The organism is Bacillus fonticola (assembly GCF_012955605.1).
GTDB classification, from domain to species: domain Bacteria; phylum Bacillota; class Bacilli; order Bacillales; family JC228; genus Bacillus_CG; species Bacillus_CG fonticola.
The window spans coordinates 1,916,909-1,939,939 of the sequence record NZ_CP052135.1; the positions used below are offsets into that span (position 1 = coordinate 1,916,909).

24 protein-coding genes and 3 pseudogenes are annotated in these 23,031 nt (G+C 44.6%); 11 read left to right on the forward strand and 16 right to left on the reverse strand.

The genetic code is table 11. The annotated features are described in order from the left end of the window. Positions 1 to 25 precede the first annotated feature (25 nt). The 5 genes from HHK01_RS09425 to HHK01_RS09445 all read left to right on the forward strand — a co-directional run bounded on the left by HHK01_RS09425 (position 26) and on the right by HHK01_RS09445 (position 4,258). Positions 26 to 640, forward strand: a complete 615-nt coding sequence (locus HHK01_RS09425) for a YkoF family thiamine/hydroxymethylpyrimidine-binding protein (RefSeq protein ID WP_170007553.1) — start codon at positions 26 to 28, stop codon at positions 638 to 640. Next, complete coding sequence (locus HHK01_RS09430; RefSeq protein WP_170007554.1) at positions 641 to 1,228, forward strand: ECF transporter S component; 588 nt, start codon at positions 641 to 643, stop codon at positions 1,226 to 1,228. It abuts the gene before it with no gap. Then, entirely contained in the window at positions 1,218 to 2,879 is a 1,662-nt protein-coding gene (locus HHK01_RS09435) for an ABC transporter ATP-binding protein (RefSeq protein WP_170007555.1), read from the forward strand. Before HHK01_RS09430 ends, HHK01_RS09435 begins: the two co-directional genes overlap by 11 nt. Continuing rightward, entirely contained in the window at positions 2,852 to 3,589 is a 738-nt protein-coding gene (locus HHK01_RS09440; RefSeq protein ID WP_170007556.1) for an energy-coupling factor transporter transmembrane component T family protein, read from the forward strand. The genes HHK01_RS09435 and HHK01_RS09440 overlap by 28 nt, the downstream gene beginning before the upstream one ends. Positions 3,590 to 3,862: 273 nt before the next feature. Further along, a complete protein-coding gene (locus HHK01_RS09445; protein WP_170007557.1) occupies positions 3,863 to 4,258 on the forward strand; it encodes a Y-family DNA polymerase in 396 nt (131 codons plus the stop codon). A 331-nt stretch (positions 4,259 to 4,589) separates the two neighbouring features. Here the strand turns inward: HHK01_RS09445 and HHK01_RS15935 are convergent. The 5 genes and pseudogenes from HHK01_RS15935 to HHK01_RS09475 form a co-directional block, all read right to left on the reverse strand. Further along, positions 4,590 to 5,614, reverse strand: a pseudogene (locus HHK01_RS15935) (ISLre2 family transposase). 619 nt (positions 5,615 to 6,233) lie between these two features. Beyond that, positions 6,234 to 6,581, reverse strand: coding sequence for a YolD-like family protein (locus HHK01_RS09460; RefSeq protein ID WP_170007560.1), 348 nt, complete (start codon positions 6,579 to 6,581; stop codon positions 6,234 to 6,236). Positions 6,582 to 6,606: 25 nt separating this feature from the next. Next, on the reverse strand, positions 6,607 to 7,836 hold the full coding sequence (locus HHK01_RS09465) for a DNA polymerase IV (RefSeq protein WP_170007561.1): 1,230 nt from the start codon (positions 7,834 to 7,836) through the stop codon (positions 6,607 to 6,609). Between the two features lie 345 nt (positions 7,837 to 8,181). Then, the gene (locus HHK01_RS09470) at positions 8,182 to 8,742 is read right to left on the reverse strand and encodes a hypothetical protein (RefSeq protein ID WP_170007562.1); all 561 of its coding nucleotides are present in this window, start codon (positions 8,740 to 8,742) and stop codon (positions 8,182 to 8,184) included. A gap of 15 nt (positions 8,743 to 8,757) precedes the next feature. Further along, positions 8,758 to 9,147: a hypothetical protein gene (locus tag HHK01_RS09475; protein WP_228027533.1), complete on the reverse strand. Its 390-nt coding sequence runs from the start codon at positions 9,145 to 9,147 to the stop codon at positions 8,758 to 8,760. Here HHK01_RS09475 and HHK01_RS09480 point away from each other — a divergent pair. Then, positions 9,146 to 9,478, forward strand: a complete 333-nt coding sequence (locus tag HHK01_RS09480; protein WP_170007564.1) for a YolD-like family protein — start codon at positions 9,146 to 9,148, stop codon at positions 9,476 to 9,478. The genes HHK01_RS09475 and HHK01_RS09480 overlap by 2 nt on opposite strands. Before the next feature lie 154 nt (positions 9,479 to 9,632). Here HHK01_RS09480 and HHK01_RS09485 read toward each other — a convergent pair whose 3' ends face one another. From HHK01_RS09485 to HHK01_RS09495, 3 genes are all read right to left on the reverse strand, one after another. Then, on the reverse strand, positions 9,633 to 10,052 hold the full coding sequence (locus tag HHK01_RS09485; protein ID WP_170007565.1) for a universal stress protein: 420 nt from the start codon (positions 10,050 to 10,052) through the stop codon (positions 9,633 to 9,635). A 105-nt stretch (positions 10,053 to 10,157) separates the two neighbouring features. Continuing rightward, positions 10,158 to 10,301: a universal stress protein gene (locus HHK01_RS09490; RefSeq protein WP_170007566.1), complete on the reverse strand. Its 144-nt coding sequence runs from the start codon at positions 10,299 to 10,301 to the stop codon at positions 10,158 to 10,160. Between the two features lie 61 nt (positions 10,302 to 10,362). Further along, on the reverse strand, positions 10,363 to 11,841 hold the full coding sequence (locus HHK01_RS09495) for a SulP family inorganic anion transporter (RefSeq protein WP_170007567.1): 1,479 nt from the start codon (positions 11,839 to 11,841) through the stop codon (positions 10,363 to 10,365). Between the two features lie 344 nt (positions 11,842 to 12,185). Between HHK01_RS09495 and HHK01_RS15940 the strand changes: the two genes are divergently transcribed. Next, entirely contained in the window at positions 12,186 to 12,317 is a 132-nt protein-coding gene (locus HHK01_RS15940) for a YqzH family protein (protein WP_407646956.1), read from the forward strand. On the opposite strand, the pseudogene HHK01_RS09505 reads toward HHK01_RS15940, so the two are convergent. From HHK01_RS09505 to HHK01_RS09520, 4 genes and pseudogenes are all read right to left on the reverse strand, one after another. Then, a pseudogene (locus tag HHK01_RS09505) lies at positions 12,304 to 12,639 on the reverse strand (M20/M25/M40 family metallo-hydrolase); the annotation flags it as partial. The gene HHK01_RS15940 and the pseudogene HHK01_RS09505 sit on opposite strands and share 14 nt — an antisense overlap. Continuing rightward, positions 12,596 to 12,814, reverse strand: a pseudogene (locus HHK01_RS09510) (sodium:solute symporter family transporter); the annotation flags it as partial. The pseudogenes HHK01_RS09510 and HHK01_RS09505, both read right to left, overlap by 44 nt. A gap of 144 nt (positions 12,815 to 12,958) precedes the next feature. Further along, positions 12,959 to 13,759, reverse strand: a complete 801-nt coding sequence (locus tag HHK01_RS09515; RefSeq protein ID WP_170008740.1) for an SDR family NAD(P)-dependent oxidoreductase — start codon at positions 13,757 to 13,759, stop codon at positions 12,959 to 12,961. Between the two features lie 2 nt (positions 13,760 to 13,761). Then, positions 13,762 to 14,730, reverse strand: a complete 969-nt coding sequence (locus HHK01_RS09520; RefSeq protein ID WP_170007570.1) for an MBL fold metallo-hydrolase — start codon at positions 14,728 to 14,730, stop codon at positions 13,762 to 13,764. Between the two features lie 504 nt (positions 14,731 to 15,234). Here HHK01_RS09520 and proC point away from each other — a divergent pair. Then, positions 15,235 to 16,104 (forward strand): pyrroline-5-carboxylate reductase, encoded by an 870-nt coding sequence (gene proC, locus HHK01_RS09525; protein WP_170007571.1) that lies wholly within the window; start codon positions 15,235 to 15,237, stop codon positions 16,102 to 16,104. 34 nt (positions 16,105 to 16,138) lie between these two features. Further along, positions 16,139 to 17,155 carry an NADPH dehydrogenase NamA gene (gene namA / locus HHK01_RS09530; RefSeq protein ID WP_170007572.1) on the forward strand — a complete coding sequence of 339 codons (1,017 nt, stop codon included), beginning with the start codon at positions 16,139 to 16,141 and terminating at the stop codon, positions 17,153 to 17,155. 559 nt (positions 17,156 to 17,714) lie between these two features. Here the strand turns inward: namA and HHK01_RS16010 are convergent. The 3 genes from HHK01_RS16010 to rnz all read right to left on the reverse strand — a co-directional run bounded on the left by HHK01_RS16010 (position 17,715) and on the right by rnz (position 19,340). Beyond that, entirely contained in the window at positions 17,715 to 17,828 is a 114-nt protein-coding gene (locus HHK01_RS16010; protein ID WP_456061954.1) for a TMEM164 family acyltransferase, read from the reverse strand. 212 nt (positions 17,829 to 18,040) lie between these two features. Next, positions 18,041 to 18,235, reverse strand: coding sequence for a hypothetical protein (locus tag HHK01_RS09535; RefSeq protein ID WP_170005848.1), 195 nt, complete (start codon positions 18,233 to 18,235; stop codon positions 18,041 to 18,043). Positions 18,236 to 18,407: 172 nt separating this feature from the next. Next, positions 18,408 to 19,340: a ribonuclease Z gene (gene rnz, locus HHK01_RS09540; RefSeq protein ID WP_170007573.1), complete on the reverse strand. Its 933-nt coding sequence runs from the start codon at positions 19,338 to 19,340 to the stop codon at positions 18,408 to 18,410. Positions 19,341 to 19,577: 237 nt separating this feature from the next. On the opposite strand from rnz, the gene zwf reads away from it, so the two are divergent. After that, a complete protein-coding gene (gene zwf / locus HHK01_RS09545) occupies positions 19,578 to 21,068 on the forward strand; it encodes a glucose-6-phosphate dehydrogenase (RefSeq protein WP_170007574.1) in 1,491 nt (496 codons plus the stop codon). A 16-nt stretch (positions 21,069 to 21,084) separates the two neighbouring features. Further along, entirely contained in the window at positions 21,085 to 21,717 is a 633-nt protein-coding gene (locus tag HHK01_RS09550) for a cyclase family protein (protein ID WP_170007575.1), read from the forward strand. 126 nt (positions 21,718 to 21,843) lie between these two features. Here HHK01_RS09550 and HHK01_RS09555 read toward each other — a convergent pair whose 3' ends face one another. After that, the gene (locus HHK01_RS09555; protein WP_170007576.1) at positions 21,844 to 23,025 is read right to left on the reverse strand and encodes a DNA polymerase IV; all 1,182 of its coding nucleotides are present in this window, start codon (positions 23,023 to 23,025) and stop codon (positions 21,844 to 21,846) included. Between the last annotated feature and the right edge of the window lie 6 nt (positions 23,026 to 23,031).

Sequence of the window (23,031 nt, forward strand, 5' to 3'; positions counted from 1 at the left end):
AATTTTTTTCACAGGAGGAAAAATCATGAATCAACAAAACAGCTGTAATGGAAATCCAAACATCGTCGGATGCCGCTTTTCTTTGTACCCAATGGCAGACAGCTTTGTCGATGTGATCAAAACCGCCTTGGCTTCTGTCGATACGTCAAACGTCTGGATGGAAACGGATGATGTGTCAACCTGTATTCGAGGAACAGAGGCTCACGTGTTCTCTACGCTTGAGGCTCTCTTAGCTGCTGCGAGTAAAGATGGAGTTCACATTGCATTAAACGCTAACTTCTCTGCGGGATGCCCTGGGGATAGTGAAGGTGATGTGTATTTAGACGCCGAACCTCCGAAAGAGCTTCCAGTATCGCTCAAAGAATTGTCCAGCTCCACGTACGTCGGCTCACAATTTGCCCTGTACCCAATGGGAACTGCTGATTACATGGATATCATCTATGAAGCTTGCAAAACGGCTACAGAAATCGGCACCTTCTCTAAAGGCGTCCACTATGCGAGTCGATTGGATGGCTCGATTGATAAAGTAATAGAAACATTAGCTACTGTGTTCAAACAAACACGCACAAGATCTTCTCATGTGGTGATGACGTGGCAAGCGTCTGTACATAGTCCGTCTCACAAAAAGGAGAACGAGTAAGTGGGGACTTGGAAGCTTCGTGAGCTCATTGTTCTTTCCGTACTTTCTGTCGTATGCGGTGTTATTTATCTTCTCTTTTTCCAAGTAGGCAACGTGTTAGTGGGCATGTTTGGTTTGATTGGGTATGATCTGATTTTCGGCATTTGGTTTCTCGTTTCCATACTTGCCGCTTATATTATTCGTAAGCCTGGCGCTGCTTTTTTGTCTGAAACGATTGCAGCGTTCGTGGAAGTTCTTATCGGGAGTAGTGTAGGACCGAGCTTAATTGTGGCGGGTATGGTTCAAGGTTTAGGTGCCGAAATGGTGTTTGCTGCAACGAGATATCGTGTATATACAACAGCTGTTCTCATGTTGGCTGGAATGGGTTCTTCCGTAACGAGCTTTATTTACGGGTATTTCATTTCCGGATTTTCGGCGCTCGATCCTACGCTCGTTACAGCGATGTTCTCTGTTCGTTTGATTAGTGGTGCGCTTCTTGCCGGTCTGCTTGGAAAATGGCTCAGTGACAGTGTCGCTAAAACTGGGGCACTCGCGCAATTTGCCCTCGGAAAAGAACAACGCAAAGGAAGTATTACGCATGAAACGTGAAATTTGTGCTCAAGAGGTAGGGTTTTCCTTTAACGAGGAATCCCCTCCCCTCTTTCAACATTTATCTTTTACGATAACACCAGGGGAAATTGTGCTACTGCTAGGACCAAGTGGCGTTGGAAAAAGCACGCTCTTGCGTTGTATGAACGGTCTGTATCCAGAAGCGGTAGACGGGGTACGTACTGGAAGTCTCTATTGTTTCGGACGAGAGGTGAATTCTACTCCAGCGGGTGAAATAGCACAATCAGTTGGGATGGTATTTCAAAATCCTGAGCACCAGTTTTGTATGCAAACGGTCGCTGAGGAAGTGGCGTTTGGACTAGAAAACATCTCGTTCCCACCTAAGGAGATGGATGTGCGCATCGACTGGGCGCTCGATTTGGTCGGAATGAAAGACAAAAAAAACGACCTCATCCATACGCTTTCAGGGGGTTGGAAACAACGGCTAGCACTAGCTTCGGTGCTCGCCTTAAAGCCACGAGCCTTTTTATTAGACGAACCAACATCTCAGCTCGATCCACAAGCATCTGAAGCGTTTGTTCATACGCTTGTCGCTGTCCAGAAAGAGTGGCCTGTCGCAATATTCCTTGTTGAACATGCGTATGAAGCGTGGTTGCCTTTTGTCGATCGGGTGTTGTTACTTTCTAAAGAAGGGCGCCTCTTGGCAAGTGATCGTCCAGATGAAGTGTTCACGACTCACGCTCACACAATGAATGCAGAGGGTGTGTTCCTTCCGCCAACCGTTGCTGTTGCTCTTCAACACGAAATGCAGTGTATCCCTCTCTCACTCCCAGCATGTGCTGCCGAACTACCAGACTCTATGTTCCTGTCTCCGCCTAACAGAGTCTGTGCTGTTGAGCCCGTCTTACGTATCGACAACGTCTCTTATCAATACGGAGCGAAAAGAGTGATACACGACGTGGACATGGCACTACATCACGGAGAAAAGGTGGCAATCATCGGAGAGAACGGTGCTGGAAAAAGCACATTATTGCAAATACTTGCCGATTTGCTCACCCCAACAGCCGGTGAGAGAACGATTAACGAAACCACATATGCCAAAGTGCGTGAAGTGGCGTTACGGGAACAAATTGGGTACGTTTTTCAAAATCCTGAGTTGCAGTTTATAGAGGAAACGGTATTTGATGAATTGGCTTTTGGCCTTCGCCTCCACACATCATGGAAAGAAGAAGAAATTCGAGAGCGAGTGCTACAAATGTGTCGTTCTTTTCGTCTCGAACCGCTCGTCCACGCCCATCCTTTGTCGTTAAGTGAAGGGCAAAAAAGACGGCTAAGTGTAGCGACCATGATGGTGTTTTCGTACAGCGTGCTGTTGCTCGACGAACCGACATTTGGTCAAGATGCTTACACAACTGCCCAGTTAATGAATATGTTTCAAGAAGTAACCGCACGTGGAACAGCTTTATGCTGCGTAACTCACGATATGGATTTAGTAGATACACATTTCGACCGCGTTCTTGTCCTGTCCGAAGGTAAGCTGCTCTTTGAAGGGACACCTGATCTGTTATGGGAATCTCCATACGTCCTAGCCGAAGCGCACTTAACACTCCCATTTCGAATTCGACTACAACAAGAATGGAAACGTCAGGAGGAAAAACGATCATGCTACAGCGCATCAACCCTGTCGTAAAAGGCATTTCCGTACTCGTTCCCGTATTCCTTCTAGCAAACGTGTTCGACGCTGGGCTACCCCTCTTCTACTTTGCGTGGGCAACTCTGTTAACCTTTCTTTTCGGCAAAGTACACATCAAAGTCTGGCTATTCTTGTTTGCACCTTGCTTGTTTCTCGCTGCAGTTACGTTATGGAATGCCGTCTTATTTCCCGCTCCGGCTGAGCAAACAGGCGCGGTACTTTGGACGTTTTGGTGGGTAGAAGTGACAACAAACACGTTAGAAAATGGACTTTCATTGAGCGCTCGGGTGCTTGCTTTTACATCACTATCATTACTGTTTGTCCTTACGACAAAACCGACTGAATTCATGCTAAGCGCCATGCAACAAGCCCGCCTACCACCAAAACTTGCCTACAGCATTTTAGCAGGCTATCGCTTCCTGCCACTCATTCGGCAAGAATTCCGCCATCTCCAGCAAGCCGGACGTATTCGGGGTGTGCGCAGGGCTCGGACACCTGCAGAAAAGCTGAAACAAATTAAGCGGACCACCGTTCCCCTGCTTGCACTCGCTATCCGCAAAGCAGAGCAAACAGCACTCTCTATGGAGGCGCGCGGGTTTACCGGTAGCCGGAAGCGAACGTATTATCATCAAATGACGGTTTCTTATTTGGATGGGATTTTTCCAGTGCTCGTACTTGTTCCGTTTTTGGTTTGGTGGGTGTTGTAAGCAGAAAAATAGACTATACACAAAAGACCGCTTAGTGTGGCGGTCTTTTTGGTTTGTGGACATAAGTAAAGTCCTCAACTTTCGCAGTTAAAAAACACGCATAACCCATGTCAGAATAGGGAATACAGACACAACAATATAATGATAAGCCTACATACAAAATATTAAAGAATACCCCATACTACGTTTCCATTTTTTGAACATTGCATAACGATCATATGTTCGCATATACTGTTGTTAGGAACGAATGTTCTATTTAGGAGTGGATGAGACATGATTGATTATTCGACACTTCCCTATCACGAAATGCTATGCGTTGATATGAAGTCATTTTTTGCCTCCGTAGAAGCCATCAATAAAGGTTTAGATCCCCTAAAATCTTACGTAGCAGTTGTAGGAGATAAAAATCGAAAAGGAAGTATTGTGTTGGCAGCCTCTCCCATGATGAAGAAACACTACCGAATTAAAACAGGGAGTCGGTTGTATGAAATTCCTACCTATGACCCTCGTATTCAAGTGGTTGAAGCCAATATGGGACAATATCTCCATACGTCAATAGAAATTACACGTCTAATGAATGAATTCGTTCCACCGGAAGCTATTTTCCAGTACTCGATCGATGTTCTGTTATCATTACGTATACGATTCACTAATAGTTTACAAGATTAGCAGTTTCCTTCTCTCCCTAAGAGGAAGTTAATCGTGTACACTTTTTTATGTAAACGATTAATAGAATAACAAAAATAGGTGGTGAATTCTCTATTTCAACTAGTAAAAATGAACTTCGAGTAGAAGTTGCAAAGTCACAAAATGATATTCGTTACATGATTACGGATAAAGGTATCCCATGCAAGACGCCTGTCTTTGGCGATTGAGTCAAGATTTAGTGGGAGTTTTTTTTCTACAAGAATTCGAAGTATATTGTAAAAGCCCTTTGCCTCTTGTTTTGTAAGCGTTTTCTATATTATTGATACTAGCCATCTTTTCGGATTTTGCTATTTTAGCTGCTTAGTCCCTTGAGTGTGGCATACAGTTGTTTCGCTGCTGACTGGCCGAGTGCCGGTATGTTTTGGCGGACGAGTTCCGTTACCTGTTTCGGGATGGAGCTGACTTGTCGCGTGCGTTTCTGAATGCCTTCTGACTTCTTGAGCCTTTCCAGTACGACTCCAGCTACGTTCTGAATTGACCATCCATTCAATCCTGCTACGAAGACGTCCATCATGCTCATCACGCCTTGTTCACACCAGGCGCGACCCCCTTTAAAGCGCTTCGCAAACACATTCATCGTACCTTCTGCGCTCCCCATCGCTCGCATCCCTTCTGTCGAGATGTTTTTCTCCAGACATACCCTCGTTCTGTAATTTCGAAGCCCTTGTTTGTTCTTGGTTAAAAGCGCTATAAATTTCTCTAGCCTCTCCTCCCGTTCCTCCTTCTGCAGAGTACCTACCGCACTGTTCGGCTCAAGAAATAAACCGTCTACATCGTAACGGGCTAAGGCTTTACGTAACGCACGATAGCGCGGATGATCGTGAAACAAGTCTTTGATTCCTTCGCGATGTGAAAGCGATCCAAACAGACAAAAGCGGACGCTCCGAAATGCTCCCTTGCGTTCTGAATCCAAGTGGCTCCGTCTCCGTTGATGATCAATAGAGTCTGCTTCGGGTCGTATCCATACTGGTCAAGTAAGAACGTCTCAAACCCTTCCCAGAAAGGGGCTTTGCCTTTATGCATGTAGTGTTTCTTGTTGACTAGAGAGGTCCGCTTCCCATTGCGACTCCATCCTTCGTGTACCGCTGCAATTTTCACTTCCTTCCCTCTTTTTGAAGAACGTTGGAATTTCGTATACAAGCCGTCCTCTTCTACAAACAAGACGCGTTGTGACGTTTCGGAAGGGGAGGGAACAGACTGAGCAGCTAGGACTCGCTGACGAACGGATTCGTGGCTCATCACACTGTAACCGAGAAATTGCTTCAGCGCATGAGAGGCTTTGCGATAGGAGCCTTGCGTTGCCATCTCTAGTGCCATTTTTTCTAGGCCCTGTGCTTTTTGTTTTGTCGCTTACAAGCATACAGGAGAAGAACTCTTTTTTCTTGTTTGAACCCCTGACCGCGCTACCGCTTGGTGTCCCCTATGTCAGGAAACGGAACGAAAGGACTGTTCCATTTCCTGACATATGGGTTAATTTTTGGGTCGAGGGTGCTCCCACATATATTTTACTCATACTAGGTGCACCTACCGCAGGGACCAAGAAGTCGAAGGTGAAACGCCGACAGTTACGAACCGTCATTCAGGATATTATGATTCAAGCTTCTAAGCTAGTGAATACAGGAAGAAGAAAGATTTTTAAGCTCAACGCACCACCTGAGCGGTTCTCGATGTTTCAGTTCCTGTTGAAGAAGTGTGTATTCTTCGTCCCTGTGTAATGCCTAGGACCCATAGATTGGATGCGCACTGCCAAAAAAGGGGCTGTGTTTCTTTGATGTGCGTAAAAATTACATGTCATGGAGAGTTCCATCTTTACCAACTAATAATGTGTAAACTTTAGGATTTACTAACAGTGCGGATGTGAGCCTTCACGGATTCATGTTAAACATTAACTACCTAGCAGTAAGGAGGGGTTCCCACCTTACTGCCACAATATCACTCAACCTTGTAAAACAACGTCAGTGATCTCATCAAGATTAATCGACTTAGTCCCCACTTGTGTGAGCAATTTTATTTGCCTACTTACCAAATCAACTGATTGAACCTGTCCCTCCACAAACTGATCTTTATAAAGATCAAAAAGTTGGAATCTTATCCTTGACTTGTGCTTCATTGCTCTATATATAGAACTCATAAATGTTTCCGTTAGTTGCTCATCTAAAATCGGCTTCTCCTTTTTCAAATTCTCTTTTTGATGCTCTACTAGTCGCTGTTTATGTTCTGGTAGCATCATTCTGCTAGACTCCCACATTATATTGTGCCCCGGCGCCAATTTATTTAGCTTCACTTTCTAGACCCTCCTTTAGCAACCCTTATTTATAGTGACCACCGATTTTTTCTGCACGTGCAAACGCCTGACCAGCCGACGTCAGGGACGATCCTCGAACGATTGATGTCACACCATACTTACCGCGTACAGCATCAATTGCTTGATGTAGATCTTCTTTCTTAGAACTATCGGGAAAAAGACTTAACTGAACAGTTTCAGATGGCTCTAGTTGGCTCAAGGAAACACCTAAGCTTCTGACCGGAAAACCATCCCAATTTTTTCTAAATAACTGAGTTGCTACTCTGTATATGTCCGTCCCAAAATTTGTAGCGAAAGATAACTTTGCTTGTCGGTGAAATCCAGTGGGATTCTTAAAATCTGCCCCACGTGAACTAACTGAAACAGTCCACCCTCTGTACTTTTTTGCTCGAGCACGGCGCGCCACTTCCTCACAGAGCTCTAACAATACAACAAATATATCCCGAAGGAGATAGTAATCACGAGGAAGGGTCATATGATGACCTACTGCCTTTTGCTGACTATGTGTACCTAGCTTGACAGGTGAATGATCAATCCCATTTGCTGTTTGCCATAATACTTGGCCATTGACTCCCCATCGTTTAGTTAGTACCGAAACAGAGCAATTTGCTAAGTCACCTATTGTGTAAATTCTCATGCTCTGCAAATGCTTTTCCATTCTACCCCCTACACCGAACATCTTCCCGATCGGAAGTGGCCACATGTGACCCCGAAAGTTATCATGATGCAACTTAAAAATACCTTCTTCATTTTTTTTAGCGAAGTTGTCGCAAGCCGTTTTAGCTAAAATTTTATTAGGGCCTATTCCGACTCGTGCATAGACTCCCGTCTCACTTTTTATAGCTTGTTGCACCTTACTAGCAATTGTCCAGTCGTCTCCAAAAAGCCTTAAACTCCCAGAAATATCCAAAAATTGTTCATCCACGGAGAACACTTCCACAAGATCTGTAAACTGTTCAAGTATCTTTGTAATTTGAACAGACACATCAATATAGCGTTGCATCCTTGGCCTAATGACAACAACTCCTGGACACTTCATTTTTGCTTGCCATAAAGCTTCCGCCGTCTTAACACCGTATTTCTTTGCTCGAGGACAAGCAGCGAGAATAATTCCACTCCTTCTCTCTGGATCCCCAGAAACGACAACTGGTTTACCTTGCAGTTTGGGATTATCGGCTTTTTCAACGGAAGCATAAAACGACTCCATGTCAGTTAGAAGGATAACTTTTTCCATACAGAACCTCCAAAAAGAACCTATGTTCTCTTTTTATTATATAAGAATGTATGTTCTCTATGCAATGGAAATGTTTAGCACACGGAGGAAACACAAAAAACCATTGGAGTTCAAGCCCATGTCTTCTTATATTTCAAAAAAATAACCACTCTAAGGAAACTAATGGAAACTTGAAAATTCTTCAGGGGGGTTTTATTGCACAAAAAATAGCCACCGCACCGGCAAAGGTATGGTGACTACTTACCGCTAAATAAAATTTAGCACTTCGCTACTCATAATTAGGGGAACAATTCATTCCCCGTTCCTACTGTGTCATACCTCATGAGAACTTCAATTTTAGTTTCATTACTGTTTGTTTTTTGCTTTGTCTTTAGCTTTTTTAACTTTCACCGTGATTTCTTCCTCGAGATCCTCGAGTTGTTCTATTTTAACTTCTTCTCCACTCTCATTAAGTGATTGCAACTGTTGCTTCACTTTACCGTTATTTAGGTCGAATCTGCCGTAACCTTCTCCAGTAATAAGGTATGCTGGACCATAAGGACTCTCAACTTCGTTTAGGAATAAAATATATTGTTTTTTCTCCTCTAGCAAAGGATTCTGTTTGTACTGTCTTTCAGGTGCTCCAGCTTGATAAAATTCTACATAATCAGTGTCTATATTCCCCTTGTAAGTCTTTTTAACTTCAGCACGAAATTTGGTTACGTCATCATGTTCATAATGTATTGTTTCGACTCGTTCTAAAACTTTCACCTTAACGATCAAGTCAGAATCATTAACTACCTCCTCGAATGTTAAAGGCGTTAAAAGACCATTGATCCATGTTATTTCATCCTTTTGGGCTGCAAATGCAGTTAAACTTAAGAGCACAAGCATAGTAACGATTACTGCAGTAACTTTCTTTTTCAATTAAATGGCCCCCTTTTAATAAATTGCCATGAGACCGTTAAGATCCGCCTGTGTCGGCCCATCAGCAGTGCCACCGCCGTCACCTATTCTCGAGTACATTAAAACGTGTGAGTATGAAACATCCTTCAGTCCCCAGACATGCCCCCATTCATGAGCAGCTAATGTAGCTAGAAAATCGTCTGAAAAATCATCAACCTTCGCGTCATTAAACATGATTTTAAAAGTGTGGTGTTCACCGTCAGTTGTTAAAGGTTCGTGATATGCGTTGTAAATGGAGAACCAGTTACTATATGCCCCTACAAAGTTATCAACGCTACGGTCATTCACATACGAAGCCGTAAAGCAGCTACACCAAGGCAGGCGTTGCATTGGAGAGAAGTAAAAAGATAGGAGGACATCGTGCATGATGGACAGAGGCGCAGCAAAGTGGTCAATGATGATGTTACCAGAACATAAAAAAATGCATTCGGATCTATATCAGGAGCAAAAGAACGTACAGAAGCCTATCCTTGATGAACAAAAAATAGATGAGCTAAACGAAATCATTAGATCAGCACTGCTAGACAAATCACGAGTAGGAATTACATTTTACCGCAAACAAAGGTTCCACACGATAACAGGATTTGTCTCGAACTTTGATTATATAGGCAAATCTCTACAGGTGTTGAGTGAAGCAACAGAATCTCATTATATTCCTCTCGAGGACATACTAGAAGTAGCAATAGTTTATCCTTAATGTCAATTGAAAAAAATTATCGAAGCAAATACCGGTAGATCGTTCACAGCAAACAAGGATGAAAAGGAAATAGCGTTCCACCTTCTAACAAGGAATGGATAGCTATTTCCTAAGTATTTTAATCAGTTTACCTAAAAAACAATGCACGACACTACTATTTCACAATCATAACCGGACAGGTGGCGCGTTTCGCAACCTTATGAGACACGCTACCTAACACCATCTCTTGAAATTTGTTCAGTCCTCGACTTCCAATTACAATGACGTCTGTAGGATTTTGTTCTGCATACTGCACAATCGTTGGTCCTGGTTCGCCATGCAAAAACTTTAATTCATAGGGGACATTTGACTTTTCTGCTAATTCTTCTATCGGGAACATCTGTTTTTTTCGTTTGTCACCAATACTTGCTGAGTCCCAATGACGCAACACATCCTGCTTAGACGTAGAGCCATCTACAACATAAATGACAGTAACCTTCGCCTCAGGATGTAGCTTAGCTAACTCAATTGCTCTTGTTGCTGCACGAATGGAATGTTCAGAGCCATCAGACGCCAATAAAATGTTTTTAAACATAGGATTCACTCCTTACGCATAGTGATTTTCCCCTCTACATCCCCATAAATAAAGCGCTTACAGTTTAATCTTAAAATTAGCCCCCTGTTGTAACAGAGAGCATTGTCAAAATTTTGATGTTTGGGAGTCAATGACGTACACAATTTCAATGCTTGCGTCTTCAGTATATTTAGCTAATCCCATTGCTGTTTCAGCAGCTCGTAACGCGTGCTTGGAACCATCTGATGCTAATAGTATTCTCTTAAACATGTACAAATCCTCCTATTTTCAAGAAAAGCACGTTGCAAACATCACAACGTGCTCCTGTACTTTAATGTCCACTAGAGAGCTTTGCGCCTGGCTTATCGTGGATCGCAACTCGTTTGACCAACGTTGAGCTAGAATCATTTAGGCCAATTAGTGATACATCAATATGATTTTGTCTAAACTTGAAAACTATCTTATCAATAGCGCCTACTGCTGAGTCGTCCCACACATGGGCGTTTGAAAAATCAATTTCTACCTGACGAACATTTTCTTCTTTAAAGTTAAAGTCTTCTATTAGATCCGTAACCGACGCGAAAAAGATTTGACCTTGAACCTTGTAAACACGCTTTTCGCCTACTAGATTCGATGTCACGTGAACCTTTGAGATCTTGGCTACGAAGAAAATCGCGCTTAGTAAGATTCCTGCAAAAACACCTTTTGATAAATCGTGTGTCCACACTACAGTCGTGACCGTAACAAGCATAACGAGCGTATCGGTAACGGGCACTTTTGTCATATTTCGTAATGAAGACCAATCAAATGTACCGATTGATACCATGATCATTACACCCACGAGAGCAGCCATAGGAACTTGAACTACTACTCCACCCAGAACCATAATGAGAAACATCAGGAAAACTCCCGCAACTAATGTGGACAGTCTTCCTCTAGCACCAGACTTCGCGTTGATGACTGACTGACCAATCATCGCGCATCCAGCCATTCCACCGAAGAATCCGGTTACGACATTCGCAATCCCTTGTCCACGACTTTCTTTGTTTTTATCACTTCCTGTATCCGTCATATCGTCAACAATCGATGCCGTTAATAGAGATTCGAGAAGTCCAACAATCGCCAAAGCTAATGACGTAGGGAAAATAATGGCAAGGGTTTCGAAGTTAAATGGTACTTCTGGAATCAAAAATGATGGTAATGATTGCGTAATCGTTCCAAGATCTCCTACTGTGCGTAGTTCAAACCCACCAAAAATAGCAAGGGCTGTCATCGCTACAATCGCTACTAAAGGTGCAGGTACGGCCGTTGTAAAACGCGGTAATAAATATATAATAGCTAACGTTGCACCCACGAATACATACGTCATCGTCGATATTCCGAAGAAGTGAGGGACTTGAGCCATAAAAATCAAAATAGCAAGTGCGTTTACAAATCCAACCATCACCGAACGTGGAATGAATTTCATAAACCGACCTACTTTAAGCACCCCAAACACGATCTGAATGACTCCCGTCAAAATCGTCGCAGCAAATAAATACTCAACTCCGTAGTCTTTCACAAGAGTTACCATGAGTAATGCCATGGCCCCTGTTGCACCAGAAATCATAGCTGGTCGACCACCCATAAAGGCGATTACGACAGCAATACTAAAGGACGCATACAAACCAACCATCGGATCTACTCCAGCGATGATCGAAAAGGCAATTGCTTCAGGGATCAATGCTAACGCAACGACAATTCCAGCAAGCACATCACCGCGAATGTTACCAAACCACTCCTTCTTCAATTGTTGTAAAGAAAAGTTCATACTCCACCTCTTTATCGTTTTATTTTTTCGACTTCAAACTCTCATTGAAGTCAGGTCCGTTATCAACTCGTGAAGCATATCACAGAGATTCAATTTGGCAAATTCCAATGTAAGCGGGAACAACACTACATATTCTCTCTCAATCTCTATTATTCTCTATTTATCTTTTGAAATCACTTTTGTTATACTCACGAAAAGTAAAACAAATTCGAAAATTATATTTTGTGAATATCTGAACAGGGACAACATGGTGAATAAAAGAATTTTTTTCTGGAGGTTGAAGTATGGAGAGAACTTGGATAAACAAGTGCCTTGTACAGGCGTTAGATAGGTACGGCTTAACGATGGAAGACCTCACGAAGCAAGAATACGAAGAGTTGGTCGCTAACATTGCTGACCGCACAAAAACAGGAGAAGCGCTGTACGAAGTGGTGGAGGACGAGGTGTACAACCTCTTCTCTCCACCTCTTCCGTAAGGCAGGAGAGATTCCCTTTCGTATCATTCGTGCCTCTTCTGTACATACGACCACCTACGATTTCAGCACCGAAAGGATCGTATGTCCAAGCTTCCCGATCGCCTTCTGTCACAACGTCTGTATGCCCTTCAAACAGTAGCGTTTTTCCTGGTTTCCCAGAATCTACAAATCCTATGACATTCGGTCTTCCTGGCGCCACTTCTTCAACATAAACGTCTATTGACAGCGATCGTAAGTAGTCGGCCACATAATGTGCTACCTTTTCCTCATTTCCATCGTCAACACCTGGACAATAAACACTTGAGAACCGGTAACACGACAGAGTGCATACCGAAAGCTTCTGGGAAGTAGGTAGAGATCACTATATAACTACCGACACCTAGAATCATAGAGGCAAGCGCTCCGTACTTGTTCCCCGTTTTCCAGTACAGACCTAAAACTACTGGCCAAATAAACGCAGCCTCTAATCCTCCAAACGCGAACAAATTGAGCCAAATGTTTACCACCGTCTAGAAAGGTTAGAAGATATTCTCGGGGGAGACTTTATGGAACCTAGCAAGCGACTTATGTTGGAGATCTTGTTAAAAATGGTCGAAGAAAAAGAAAGAGTATGACGGGTCATCCCCGTCACACTCCCTACATTACTTACTGAAAAATGCCCGCTTCCCTAAAAATTCAACGAGAGAAGGCGACAATGCATACAAAATGCTACCCATGTTCATCCACCTAGGCAAATTGATCTCCCTTTTTCTCGTGAACATACATTGTACGATCGCGTCCGCAACCACCTCGGTTGACAGCATAAACTGCTTAATATTTTGCAAATATGTCCCCGACTCGTCTGCAATCGAAAAGAAGTTTGTCGCAACAGGTCCTGGATTGACGCTCGTCACATAAATGCCATCACGCGCCATTTCCATGCGCAAGCTATTTGTAAATCCGAGCACCGCATGCTTGGAAGCTGAGTACACACTAGATTTCGGTGTTGCTAGTTTCCCAGCCTGTGAGGCTACATTAATAATGTGGCCCGCGCCTTTATGACGCATGGCGGGCACGACTTGCTTTGTACAAGACATTAAACCGAGTACATTCGTTTGGAACATCCCGTCCGCGTCCTCCAAGTCGGCATGAACGAATTCATCAAACACTCCGTATCCTGCGTTGTTTACGAGAACATCAACGGGGCTGAGTTCACGTGCGATCCGTGTAAACACGCTCTCAACTTGATTACGATTTTGTACGTCAAGGGCAAACGCTGTAATGGTTCCTTTTGCTTCGACTTCCTTTTGAATATGTTCAACTAGTTCTTGAAGCTTGTCCTCAGAGCGAGCAAGTAATACGACACTCGCCCCACTCGCTGCACAGCGTTCGGCGACCGCTGCTCCAATCCCGCTAGAAGCTCCTGTAATCGCTACGAGCTTCCCATGAAGTTTTTCGTTTATTTTCACTGTGCATTCGTCCTCTCTTCAACTGCTTTATAGTAGAATACACCCTCATGCTCTCTTACGCTAACCCTTCCCTTTGTTTCTAGGCAGTCCAATTGCCCCACCGTCTCACTGAGCACGAGTGGAAGTTGCGTTTTGTATGCATGGGGAAACAGCGCGACTCCTAAAGAAAACACCGTGTGCTCACTGGTAGCGATATGTGTCAAGACGTGTTCTTCTCTTTTTTGTTGCTCGTTTAGCCGCTTTTCGATGAGTTCGATCGGCTTCTCAATGATCTCACCGTGCCCTGGATATACGGTCGAAAGTGGTAACGACAGTAACTTGTGCATTGTATTCATATGTTCTAGAATCGGTTTGGGTCTTGTCGTAGAGCCGTCTTCCACCGGCTCTAATATTGGGTTTGGTGAAATATGTGCTAGCAAAGCATCTCCAGCGATCAGCCTTCCTGATTCCAAATGAAAAAGGGCTAGCTGATTACTCGCGTGTCCGGGAGTCGTGACTACCTCCCAGCCCAGATGCCCCGGTAACACGTCTCCTTCTTGTAATAAGTTCGTACACTCTCTGTTGCAAGAGTACTTCATCATGTCTGCTAGTGCACGGCCCGCATCGAGAGAAACCGGCACCCCAAATTGCCTCCCCCAGGCAGAAAGTGCCTCTTGATAGTGCGTGTAAAAGTCATCTGTTCGAACGAGCCAGCGCTGAATTCCCTCTAGCCCAAAAACTGGTAGCTCAGGAAAGCGATCCAATAGCCCAACATGATCTGGGTGATGATGCGTTAGTACGATTTGATCAATGTCTTCTATGTTCATTCCGAATGCGTGTAATTGTGTATGTAATGAATCCCATGCCTCGTCGGTATTCGGGCCAACATCAATCAGTGTTGTCGTCGATGTAGATTTTAGCAAGTATACATGAACGTCCCCTACTTGAAACGGTGTCGGTATGGTTAGTTGAATAAGCTCTTCCACATGTGAGCCCCCTCTTGAAAAAATGAATACCTATTCATTGTACCTTCCACAAATTGTTTTGTCATGCCCCTTGACAAAACAAGCTCACACTCTCCATAATAAACAAAACTTCAAATGTGCGTTGACGAAGACCAGTAAACTTTGTGATGGATACTAGAGAGCAGAGCCCACCGGCTGAAAGGCTTTGCATCCCGCTCCCTTGTTGAACCCTATCTTCAGAGCTTGTAGAAAACCCTACACGTATGGGCACGTTACGCTCCAATGAGTGTGCACTGTTTTCATGTGCAAACAAAGGTGGTACCACGGAATCAAACCCTTTCGTCCTTTAGAAGACGGAAGGGTTTTTTTGTTTTGTAAATAACGGAGGAAAGGCTAAATTCGCGACGTCGTAGTAATGAACCTCGGCTAAAACCACGCCGTCCATGGCGCAACGCCGAGCCACTCACGTCCTGTGAGCGAACGCCTTTCTGACCCACACGCGCGAGGCCCAAGGAGGAATGGAAAATGAAATTAGCTTGTATCGGCGCTGGTTCGATGGCAGAAGCGATGATTAGTGGGATGGTATCGACCGGTGTTTTGGCCAAAGAAAAAATCGTTGTCACGAATAAACAAGATAAAGCTAAGCTAGAACGTTTTTCACAAGTATACGGTGTCTGTACTAGTTCCTCATTGCCAAAGACGTTAGACGGTGCTGACGTCGTCTTACTCGCCATGAAACCAAAGGATATAGGTGAAGCTTGCCAGGCGCTGTCTTCATACATTCAAGATGGCACCGTGCTGCTTTCGGTTGTTGCAGGTGTGGAAACGGCGACGATTGTTTCCTATTTTCGGTCAGATATAGGCGTCATCCGTGCAATGCCGAACACGTCTAGTCACGTCGGCTTATCTATCACAAGTTTGTTCGCTTCAGAAAATGTTTCTTCGGAGGTTTACAACGAAGTTCACTCATGGTTTCAAGCCATCGGGGAAATCATAGAGGCGAAAACGGAAGAAGAGATGCACAGCCTCACTGCTCTGTTCGGTAGCGGGCCGGCGTATATGTATTACGTTGCTGAATCCCTGCAAAAGGCAGCAGAAAACCACGGGTTTGATGCTGACGCCGCGCAAATGTTTGTTACGTATATGTTGCGCGGGACATGTGAGATGCTAACGCAACGACAAGAAACGCCTGAAGCATTACGGGTAGCCATCACGAGTCCAGGTGGTACGACAGAGGCTGGCGTTAAAACACTGCAATCGCATGATGTTCAAGATGCTTTTCTTCATTGTATTGACGCCGCAGCAAAACGGTCAAGAGAACTCGCCACACAATTTTCGCGTAAACAAACTGATGAGCAGTTCGTTTCGGCAAACGCAAGAAAGCGTCTATACTAAACAAGAACGGTTGAATTTGGAAGGAGCGATTGCGTTGGAAACGAAATTATTTTCCCCTTACACAGTAAAGGGAGTCACATTAAAAAATCGAATTGTCATGTCGCCAATGTGTATGTACTCTTCACACAACAAAGACGGCATGGTGGAAGATTGGCACATGACACACTATGTAAGTCGTGCAGTAGGACAAGTGGGGCTTGTGATGGTCGAAGCAACATCCGTCGCACCAGAAGGAAGAATATCTCCTCAAGATTTAGGCATCTGGTCTGATGAACACGTACCTCGTTTCAGAGAGCTCGTCAAACAAATAAAGGCTCACGGAGCAAAGGCAGCTATACAAATTGCACATGCAGGTAGAAAAGCTGTAGTGGATGAGGAAATTTTTGCTCCTACTGCTATTGCCTTTAACGATAAAATGAAAAAACCGACGGAAATGACGACAGAAAAAATTCAGAAAACGATTGCTGAGTTTCGCGACGGTGTTCGCCGTGCGAAGGAAGCCGGATTTGACATTATCGAGCTACACGGGGCGCACGGCTATTTGATTAACGAATTTTTGTCTCCAATCTCCAACAAAAGAACAGATGAATACGGGGGAGACAAACGAGCTCGCTACCGTTTTTTAGAAGAAACAATTGAGGCAGTTAAAGAGGTTTGGGACGGCCCACTGTTCGTTCGCATTTCCGCAAACGATTATCTGCCTGAAGGAATGACACCTGAGGCATACGTTGAGGTTTGTGGCTGGATGAAAGAGCAAGGCGTTGATTTAATCGACGTGAGTAGTGGTGCCATCGCTCCAGCTCGTATTCACGCTTACCCAGGCTACCAAGTCGGTTACAGCGAAACGATTAAACACGGTGTGGGCATCGATACAGGGGCAGTCGGTTTGATTACAACCGGAAATCAAGCGGAGGAAATCTTGCAAAACGACCGCGCTGATTTAATTTTCCTCGCCCGTGCGCTACTTGACGATCCATATTGGGCAAAAACGGCCGCGAAGCAACTTGGTGTGGAGATCACACCACCTGTTCAGTATGAGCGTGGCTGGTAGGTGGATTTCGTTCAGGGGTAGCGCTCTTATCTCAGGATTAACGCTCTTATCCTGGGATTAGCGCTCTTATCCCGGGATTAACGCTCTTATCTCAGGATTAACGCTCTTATCCCGGGATTAACGCTCTTATCTCAGGATTAACGCTCTTATCCCGGGATTAGCGCTCTTATCTCAGGATTAACGCTCTTATCCTGGGATTAGCGCTCTTATCCCGGGATTAACGCTCTTATCTCAGGATTAACGCTCTTATCCCGGGATTAACGCTCTTATCCCGGAATTAACGCTCTTATCCCGGAATTAACGCTCTTATCCCGGAATTAACGCTCTTATCCTGGGATTAGCGCTCTTATCCCGGGATTAACGCTCTTATATCAAAACTAACGCTACTAGTTGAGGACTGTTTGTTTTTAATGTGCTTGAAACAAAAACGAGTCGAGGAGACACTCTCTTCGACTCGTTTTTGTTTGCCCTCTTCTCTATACAGACGCCTTCCAAGATCCACAAACCCGTACAACAAGAAAAATAGGACGAGTGCAACGGCTTCTAGCGAAAGAATGTACTAAGGATACAGTCCACATACATCTAGCAAACTATCTTGTGCGGGTTTTTCACGTAAGAACATATAGTGACTACCTAAGGCAACATTCACAAAGTAAACGACAACCGCCAACAAATGTGCTGTACTTCCCCAATAAACTGTGCGTCTCCCCCCCTCTTTGCCACCAGCTTATAAACTCCCCTACTTTCGTTTGCCTCTGGCGTTTGCGCTTCTCCTCCTACACCTATTCTTCACTAAATGAGAAGTTGCCTGCTGTTTCGTGTCAACGTCTAAAAGGCCTAGGGGGGTACCCAAAGGCCTGCTAAGAAAAGTTTAATTGTTTGTTTCTACAAATTCTCACTTTGTTGCTGAATTTCTTCCCTCGCCAAATCTCGATTTGCCGTTTCAAGGGCTTTGTGATCATTAACGGAGTCCCCTGCGTAACCATCTTTCAAGTTAGAATATTCTGCATCGTTAACTGCACTGATTTGCTCCTTTTTTGGGGCTTGAGTCAAGTAGTCTGCGTTTTTCTTTTTGCTCATTTTGGTCACTCCTTTTGTTTAGCCAGAAACATTCTTCTGCCTGCTATTAACGTGGCGGAAAACACTTAGAAGTATGTAATGGATCGCTTTTATTTTCGGGAGTCTAATCTTTGAAAGAAATTTTGCAAATAGGTAACATTCGACAAAATCCGGGTCGTACCAGTTCCTTGAATTATGATCCTTTCCCTCTTAAAACCTCCACGATAAATCCATCATTCGCCACATAAGTTTCCGGGAACACTCGCCGTGCTTGCTCCTCCAGCTCCGTACGCCCATCTTCATCGTATCGTGCGGACAAATGATTCAATATGAGCTTCTTGGCTCCTGCTTCTTTCGCAACAGTAGCCGCTTGTGTACACGTAGAATGGTAGTAGTCGTGGGCTCGCTTGTCTTCTCCATCAGCAAACGTCGCTTCATGAACGAGTACGTCAGCGTCCTTCGCCAACTCAATGCTTGCCTGGCAAAAACGCGTGTCTCCCAAGATGGTCACGATTCGGCCGGGAATCTCTTCAGACAAGAAGTCGCTTCCCTCCACCGTTCGACCGTCTGATAATGTGACGGTTTTTCCTTCCTTTAGCTCACGATAAATCGGGCCTTCAGGGATGCCGGCTGCCCTTGCTTTGTCAATCAAAAACGCACCGGGGCTTGGTTTTTCCTCGATTCGATAGCCGTAGCATTCTACCCCGTGTTCTAATCGTTTCGCTGTCACTCGAAATTGTTTGTCCTCAAATACAAGTCCTTCTGTAACGTCTTGAATATGTAACGGATAGGCGAGCCGGGTGTCCACCATATCGAAGCTTGCATGAAGAAATGCCTCCATTCCGTATGGTGCAAACACCGTCAAGGCCTCTTCTCCCCCTTGGTTCGATCGACTCCCCAAAAAACCAGGCAGTCCAAACACATGATCACCGTGCAAATGGGTGACAAAGATGTTTTCGACTTTGCGTGGCTTTAATGTTGTATGCAGCATTTGGTGCTGGGTCGCTTCTCCGCAATCAAACAACCAGACAGTGCCTCGCTCTTGTAGCAACTTGAGCGCAAGTGAAGACACGTTCCGATGCTTCGACGGGATGCCTGCTCCTGTTCCTAAAAATTCAATTTCCATAAGCCCGCCTCATTTCATTTGTTACCTCTAGCATATCGTGAGCTACGCTGCAATTCAATATCACTGGGCTAACTAGAATTGACCGCGGATATATCTCCCTCACCACGGATATCCGCATTCAACCGACACAACACGACGTTCTATTTGCGTTTGCAAGGTAGAAAAGATACTATGTGAAAGGAGTTAAACTGTACATATTCCACTTATTAAGTGTATAGAAAGAGAGGTGCTCACCTCATGAGCAACCAAGAGACGCCATCTGTGCTATTGACAATTTTCGGGGCAACTGGAGACCTTGCGAGCCGTAAGCTGTTTCCTTCATTATATAACTTGTACCAAAAAGGGCATCTTTCCAAAAACTTTGCGTGTGTAGGAGTTGCGCGTCGCAACCTTACTCAGGAAGAATTTAGACAACGTGTACAGGATTCGATTGGCGAAGATGCTGAAGCTCTACAGCCATTTTTAGATCGGTTTTCGTACCACTCTCATGATGTGGCAGATCGTTCTTCTTACAAGGCGCTCAAGCAAATTACTGACGAACTTGATGACCGTTATCACATCGGTGGCAACCGCATCTTTTATTTAGCGATGGCGCCAGAATTTTTCGGTACAATCGCAGAGCACTTAAAGCAAGATGGACTAAAGTCAAGCGATGGCTTTAATCGTCTCGTGATTGAAAAGCCGTTCGGACATAATTTGCCTTCTGCTAAGGAATTGAATGATCACATTCGAGAATCATTTAATGAAGAAGAGATTTACCGTATCGATCACTACCTAGGTAAAGAAATGGTGCAAAACATTGAGGTCATCCGCTTTGCTAACGCACTGTTTGAGCCCCTTTGGAACAATCGTCACATTTCCAACATTCAAATTACGCTTGCCGAAGAGTTAGGTGTGGAGGAACGTGGTGGCTATTACGAGAAAAGTGGAGCCATTCGCGATATGGTGCAAAATCACATTTTACAAATGGTGTCGTTACTCGCAATGGAACCGCCGATTCGCCTCACAACAGACGAAATTCGTAGCGAAAAGGTGAAGGCGTTGCGGGCTCTTCGTTCATTACGTACTGAGGAAGTTCGCGATTCTTTCGTCCGTGGACAATATGATGCCGGAGAAATTCGCGCAAATGCCGTACCTGCCTACCGAGACGAAGATCACGTTGACACGGATTCCAATACGGAAACGTTTGTCGCTGGGAAGTTGACAATTGACAACTTCCGCTGGGCAGGAGTTCCATTTTACATTCGCACTGGCAAACGAATGCAAGCGAAGTCAACTAAAATCGTCGTGCAGTTCAAAGACATTCCAATGAACTTATACGCTGAGCAAGGTGAAACGTTGAACCCAAATTTGCTCATCATACACATTCAACCCGATGAAGGCATTACGCTCCACTTGAATGCGAAGAAATCTGGCGAAAGTTTGGAAACGACACCAGTAAAATTAAACGCTGCCAATACGGCGCCTACAGGAATTAATACACCCGAAGCGTACGAGAAGCTATTATTCGATTGTATGCGTGGGGATGCGACAAACTTTACGCACTGGGACGAAGTGGCGTTAAGCTGGCAATTTGTTGATAAGATCTCGTCTGTATGGGAAGCAGAAAAAGAGAGCTTTCCGAATTACAAAGCGGGTACACCAGGCCCTGTAGTAGCAGACGAGCTTTTAGAGCGTGATGGTTTTCATTGGTGGGACATTGAATCGCTAGAGCTAAAAGACTGTTAAAGAGGAGATGGGAGAAATGGCAACTTTTTATGATGTAACGGCGCCAATTTACACAGGTATGGCGGTATATAAAAACAAAGAAGAAAAGCAACCGAGCTTTGATACGAAAACGAACGGGCATGTGACGGAGACGCGCGTTAGCCTTGACGTACACACAGGCACACACGTTGACGCGCCCCTTCATATGATCAACGATGGCGCCACGATTGAAACGATCGATATGAACCGACTTGTTCGTCCTGTCAAAGTGCTTGATTTAACAAATGTGCAAACAGCGATTGAGCAAACCGACCTTGAACAATGTGGGACATCTATTGAAAAAGACGACTTCCTTCTTTTTAAAACGCGTAACTCGGCGGTTGATGAGTTTGACTTTGAATTTGTGTATCTGCACGAGAGTGGCGCACGCTATTTGGCAGAAATCGGTGTTGATGGCGTCGGGATTGATTCTCTCGGTGTAGAACGGGCACAAGAAGGTCATCCAACACACAGGACATTAATGCAACACGATACGATTATTATGGAAGGCTTGCGACTGCAAGACGTTCCCGCGGGAAGTTACTTTATGGTCGCTGCACCGATGAATCTCCTTGGGACAGATGCATCTCCAGCGCGTGTGCTTTTGTTTACTAAGACTCCATCATTATAAAAAAACAGGTAGGGTGCTCAATTGAGTGCTCCTACCTATTTTCATATGCTTTTAACTTGAAAATGTGATGCCTTGAGCCTTTAGCAAATTCTATTTAACTAAAGCCTCACGTTTCAAGCGTACTCGCTATTCTCTCCGCTTCCGCTTCGTAAACCCCCTAGATATACTCCCCTTACCAAACTGATCGCGAATAGATTCAATGAGCGTGTACACTTCTTCTGAGGGCTGGTCATCGTCTTTTGCAAACAAATCTATTTGTACTGTGGATTCTTCCTTCTCTGCTATCGGGTGGCATGTGACACCGAGCAAACGAACCGGAGCATCGTTCCAGTTTGCAAAGAAAAGTTGTTGAGCCGCTTTATACAATGTGGAGATTTGTTGAGTGGGCTGCTCGAGTTTGACTTGACGCGTCACTGTCGCCCGATTTCCGTAACGGATCATCACTTGGACACCGAGCGCAACGTAGCCTTTTTCCTGCAATCTACGCATACCTTTTTCGGTCAGCATGTGCAAAGTTTGTTCAATCGTCGAAACGTCGGTCGTGTCTTTCGGCAGTGTAGTAGAATGGCCGATGCTCTTTCTTTGCTCTGCGGCCTCAGGGTCTACTGGACGATTGTCAATTCCGTTTGCTCTATCGACTAATATGGGGCCTCTTTTTCCGAGTCGGGTCCGGATGGCCATACGATCCGCCTTCGCTAAATCCTCAATCGTCATAAAACCAAGGGAGTTCAATACCGTGCTGGTTTTTTCACCAACACCGTGCATTTCCCGAACTGGCAAAGGCCATAGTACACTTTGCACGTCTCGTTTTCTAAGTACCGTAATCCCCATCGGTTTCTTAAAATCTGACGCCATTTTCGCTAAAAATCTATTCGGAGCCACACCTATACTACAAGGCAAATCCAGCTCCCGCTTCACTCGACCCTGCAGATTATAGGCGATGTTCCGCGCATTCTTTTTGTCCTTCTCATCTAGCCATTCCATGTATCCCTCGTCAATGGAAACCGGCTCAATCAAAGCATTCCATTCATGAAGCAACTGAAAGAAGCCCTGCGATGCGGCACGGTACCGAGGAAAATTCGGTTCCATGACTAGCAACTCAGGGCATTTGCGTTTCGCTTCCCATAGCGGCATCGGAGCGTGAACTCCTTTAGCGCGCGCCTCATAACTGCACGTTACGACAATGCCTTTCCGTTCCTTTGCATTTCCAGCAATCGCAAGTGGTTTCCCTCGTAACGAAGGATCGTGTGCCATTTCAACAGAAGCATAAAAACTATTCAAATCGATATGAAATAAAACCCGACTCAAAGAAAG

Excerpts from the sequence above, each read along its gene's own strand:
- HHK01_RS09425 (WP_170007553.1), top strand. The coding sequence starts at position 26 with ATGAATCAACAAAACAGCTGTAATGGAAATCCAAACATCGTCGGATGC.
- HHK01_RS09435 (WP_170007555.1), top strand. The coding sequence starts at position 1,218 with ATGAAACGTGAAATTTGTGCTCAAGAGGTAGGGTTTTCCTTTAACGAG.
- HHK01_RS09440 (WP_170007556.1), top strand. The coding sequence starts at position 2,852 with ATGCTACAGCGCATCAACCCTGTCGTAAAAGGCATTTCCGTACTCGTT.
- HHK01_RS09445 (WP_170007557.1), top strand. The coding sequence starts at position 3,863 with ATGATTGATTATTCGACACTTCCCTATCACGAAATGCTATGCGTTGAT.
- HHK01_RS09465 (WP_170007561.1), bottom strand. The coding sequence starts at position 7,836 with ATGGAAAAAGTTATCCTTCTAACTGACATGGAGTCGTTTTATGCTTCC.
- HHK01_RS09480 (WP_170007564.1), top strand. The coding sequence starts at position 9,146 with ATGATGGACAGAGGCGCAGCAAAGTGGTCAATGATGATGTTACCAGAA.
- HHK01_RS09475 (WP_228027533.1), bottom strand. The coding sequence starts at position 9,147 with ATGCACGATGTCCTCCTATCTTTTTACTTCTCTCCAATGCAACGCCTG.
- HHK01_RS09485 (WP_170007565.1), bottom strand. The coding sequence starts at position 10,052 with ATGTTTAAAAACATTTTATTGGCGTCTGATGGCTCTGAACATTCCATT.
- HHK01_RS09490 (WP_170007566.1), bottom strand. The coding sequence starts at position 10,301 with ATGTTTAAGAGAATACTATTAGCATCAGATGGTTCCAAGCACGCGTTA.
- HHK01_RS09495 (WP_170007567.1), bottom strand. The coding sequence starts at position 11,841 with ATGAACTTTTCTTTACAACAATTGAAGAAGGAGTGGTTTGGTAACATT.
- HHK01_RS15940 (WP_407646956.1), top strand. The coding sequence starts at position 12,186 with ATGGAAGACCTCACGAAGCAAGAATACGAAGAGTTGGTCGCTAACATT.
- proC (WP_170007571.1), top strand. The coding sequence starts at position 15,235 with ATGAAATTAGCTTGTATCGGCGCTGGTTCGATGGCAGAAGCGATGATT.
- HHK01_RS09535 (WP_170005848.1), bottom strand. The coding sequence starts at position 18,235 with ATGAGCAAAAAGAAAAACGCAGACTACTTGACTCAAGCCCCAAAAAAG.
- rnz (WP_170007573.1), bottom strand. The coding sequence starts at position 19,340 with ATGGAAATTGAATTTTTAGGAACAGGAGCAGGCATCCCGTCGAAGCAT.
- zwf (WP_170007574.1), top strand. The coding sequence starts at position 19,578 with ATGAGCAACCAAGAGACGCCATCTGTGCTATTGACAATTTTCGGGGCA.
- HHK01_RS09550 (WP_170007575.1), top strand. The coding sequence starts at position 21,085 with ATGGCAACTTTTTATGATGTAACGGCGCCAATTTACACAGGTATGGCG.